The sequence below is a fragment of the Neisseria sp. P0009.S007 genome, assembly GCF_051962515.1.
In genome coordinates this window covers 1-3761 of record NZ_JBQCVF010000098.1, presented here as the reverse complement: position 1 = coordinate 3761, position 3761 = coordinate 1, and the positions used below count along the sequence as shown (strand labels likewise).

Genomic DNA, 3761 nt, shown 5'->3' with positions numbered 1-3761 from the left:
TGCCAAGCATCATCATCGCCGTCAAATTCTTCAACTTCGTCAAATTCGCCGTTTTCTACCATGCTTACCAGCTCTTCCAGGCTTTCTGCGCCTTCTACCCAAAAGCAGGGAATATCGGGTGGTGTGTCGGGGGCAAGCAGGGCGGCTTGCTGGTCGTGCCAGGCAATCCAATAGCCGTTTTGCGTTTGTACGAATACGGCATCGGGATGAATGGTTTCGTTTTCGGTATTGACAAGCATTCTGGCAGCGATATCGGTTTGAAAAGGTAAGGTTTGCATGATGGTTTGAGAATGTGGGAAAAGAAAATATTGTAACACGGCAAAAACAAACGCACCGTCTGAGGCAGGCGGTGCGTTTGTGTCTCGGCAACTTGGGTGCGGTCAGTTTAGAAGTGTCAGCCGCACCGGGAATGTCATTCCGTCAAGATTATTTGTCGTTGTTAGCCAAAACGAAGCGGTAAATAGCCGCGCCAACTGCTGCGCCGGCAATAGGAGCCAACCAGAACAACCACAGTTGTTCAACAGCCCAGCCACCTTGGAACAAGGCAACGCCGGTAGAACGTGCAGGGTTAACGGAAGTATTGGTCACAGGAATGCTGATCAAGTGAATCAGGGTCAGACCCAGGCCGATGGCGATAGGGGCAAAGCCGGCCGGAGCCAATTTGTCGGTAGAACCCATGATGATAATCAGGAAGAATGCGGTCAGTACGAATTCGATCAGCAAAGCAGCCATCATGTCGTAACCGTTAGGAGAGTGCTCGCCGAAACCGTTGCTGGCAAAGCCGGAAGCAACAGCATCAAAACCGGTTTTACCGGAAGCAATCAGATACAGAACGCCCGCGGCGGCAATCGCACCGATAACTTGGGATACGATGTAAGGCAACAGGTCTTTACCGTTGAAACGGCCGCCGATGAAAAGGCCGACGGAAACGGCAGGATTGAAGTGGCCGCCGGAAATGTGGCCGACGGCGTAAGCCATGGTCAGTACGGTCAAGCCGAATGCCAAGGCGACACCGGCAAAACCAATGCCAAGTTCAGGGTAGGCTGCTGCCAAAACTGCGCTGCCGCAGCCGCCGAATACCAGCCAGAAAGTGCCGAAAAATTCTGCAAAATATTTTTTCATTTGTTTTTCCTCGTAAAGGGTGGGGGTGTTGCCGAAGGCATGAATCATAATAATATTGCTTCTAATCGAAAAACGGATTTACCTGTTTTTTCCGGTCTTGACAAAAGGCAGTCTGAAAATGGCGACAAATGGATAGGGACATATATTTGGCAGGTCGAATTTTGATTATTGGGACTGGATTTATTTGATAGCGAAGCAAATGCCGTTAATGCAAAAGCATTTGTTTTTGTAAGAAATGCCGTTTACAGATTACTTATTTGCTTGTTTATTTAATTGGAATCTCTGAACCCATTATCTGATTAAAAAAGGCCGTCTGAAAACTTTTCAGACGGCCTTTTATTGATGGAGATAAGTTAATCTAAATGCTCACTGCTTTGCGCCAAGATGGTGCGGTTGCCATTGTTTTCCGCCGGGGAAACAATACCGTCGGCTTCCATTTGATCAATCAGGCGGGCAGCGCGGTTGTAGCCGATGCGCAGTTGGCGTTGGATATTGGAAATGCTGGCCTTACGCGATTTCAAGACAACGGAAACGGCTTCGTCATACATGGGGTCGAGGTCGCTGTCGTTGCTGCGGCTGGTGCTGGTAAAGTCCTCGGTCGAACCGCTGCTTAAAATATCGTCGATATAGTCAGGCGTGCTGAATTGTTTCAAGTATTCCACTACGCGGTGTACTTCGTTGTCTGATGCGAATGCGCCGTGTACACGTTGCGGATAGCCGGTACCGGGTGGCAGGAACAGCATATCGCCTTGACCGAGCAAGTTTTCCGCACCCATTTGGTCAAGAATCGTGCGGCTGTCGATTTTGCTGGACACTTGGAAGGCAATGCGTGTCGGAATATTGGCTTTAATAAGTCCGGTAATGACATCCACGCTTGGGCGTTGGGTGGCAAGAATCAAATGGATGCCGGCTGCGCGTGCTTTTTGGGCAAGACGGGCAATCAGCTCTTCGATTTTCTTGCCTGCAGTCATCATCAGATCGGCAAACTCATCTACCACGACCACGATAAACGGCAGTTTCTCCAATGGTTCAGGATTTTCAGGCGTGAGGCTGAACGGGCTGCCGATTTTTTCGCCACGAGCGGCGGCTTCGGCAATTTTTTGGTTGAAGCCGGCAAGGTTGCGCACGCCCATAAAGCTCATCAGGCGGTAGCGTTTTTCCATTTCGTTGACGCACCAGTTCAGCGCGTTTGCGGCCAGCTTCATATCGGTTACGACAGGGGCGAGCAGGTGAGGAATGCCTTCGTAAATGCTTAATTCCAGCATTTTCGGGTCAATCATAATCATGCGCACGTCTTCAGGCGTTGCTTTGAAGAGCATGGACAGAATCATGGCATTCACACCCACGGATTTACCCGAACCGGTCGTACCGGCAACCAGCAGATGCGGCGCTTTGGCCAAGTCGGTGACGACAGGCTGGCCGGTGATGTCTTGGCCGAGTGCGAGGGTCAGTTTGGATTTGGACTCGGTAAATGCAGGCGAATTGAAGATTTCGCTCAGGCGGATCATTTGGCGTTTCGGATTAGGCAATTCCAAGCCCATGCAGGTTTTGCCTGGGATAGTTTCCACCACGCGGATGGAAGCCACGCCAAGCGAGCGCGCCAAGTCTTTTTCAAGGTTCAAAACGGCACTGCCGCGTACACCGACATCAGGCTCAATCTCATAACGCGTAATGACCGGGCCGGAATAGGAGTCCATCACTTTGACTTTAACTTTGAACTCGGCCAGTTTTTCTTCGATGGTAATGCTGTTTTCCAGCAACTGTTCTTCAGTTTGCGAGGCGCTTGGGTCAAACTGCGGCGGCAGGAGCAGGGCAGTGGTCGGCAGGTGTGCCTCGGTCAGGGTTGCCGAAGTTGGAATAGCTATGCTTGGTGTATCTTCTTGAACGCTTGGTTCTACGCTTCGAACAGGCGTTTCAATGACTGTCTGTGTATATTCAGACGGCCTTGCGATTGTTTCAACAGGTTCAACAGGTTCAATCGTTTCAACCGCTTGAATCGCTTCTGTTTCCGCTTGTACAGGCGCTTCCGGCTCACCATCGAATTCTGTTTCTTCTTCCGCAGATTCGCTGATTAAATAATCGCGGATACTGCGTTCAGGCTGATTGCTAACATGCGCATTGACTTGCGAATCAAAAATCGGCACTTGGATTTTATGTTCGAAAGCAGGCGGCTCGGGGATATCAATCGGTGCAATCGAGGTTTGGAAAACGGGCGGCTCGGGAATATCGGTTTTCGCCATCGGGACAACCGGTACGGCAGGCGGCTCGACTACGGTTGCGTTTGGCGCGGCAGGTCGGGAGATATAAGGGGATTTTTTAACAGGCGCAGCCGGTTTTGGACGGGACGGCGTTGCCGATACGGCAGGTTGTGGTGCAACAGCTTCCGTGGCAGCTTGTTTGCGCGCCCATCTTTCGGCGGCCGCTTCGGTATGGCGAACTTGACGGCGCAGGCTGGCAGGACGGCTGATTTGTCCCAAATTGGCCAGAATTTCGTCATTTTCGATGGTGCGCGGAGAGTAGTCGCGCAATGGGGCGACGGCCGCAGCTAGTTTGTGGCGGGCGGCGGTGCGGCGGGCAAGGTTGTCGTGAATATCTTCCGCTTGGATTTCAGAAGGGAATGCCTGCATGGAAGTATAGGG

At 51.5% G+C, this 3761-nt stretch carries 3 protein-coding genes; all 3 read right to left on the bottom strand.

The genetic code is table 11. The features are described 5' to 3' along the window. Positions 1-278 (bottom strand): hypothetical protein (locus tag ACTHS3_RS09060; RefSeq protein ID WP_440367744.1); only part of this gene is annotated, 278 nt, incomplete at its 3' end. 148 nt (positions 279-426) lie between these two features. Next, positions 427-1122 (bottom strand): aquaporin Z, encoded by a 696-nt coding sequence (gene aqpZ / locus ACTHS3_RS09055; protein ID WP_039862497.1) that lies wholly within the window; start codon positions 1120-1122, stop codon positions 427-429. A 353-nt stretch (positions 1123-1475) separates the two neighbouring features. Further along, the coding region (locus tag ACTHS3_RS09050; RefSeq protein ID WP_440367742.1) for a DNA translocase FtsK at positions 1476-3761 on the bottom strand (2286 nt) is incomplete at its 5' end.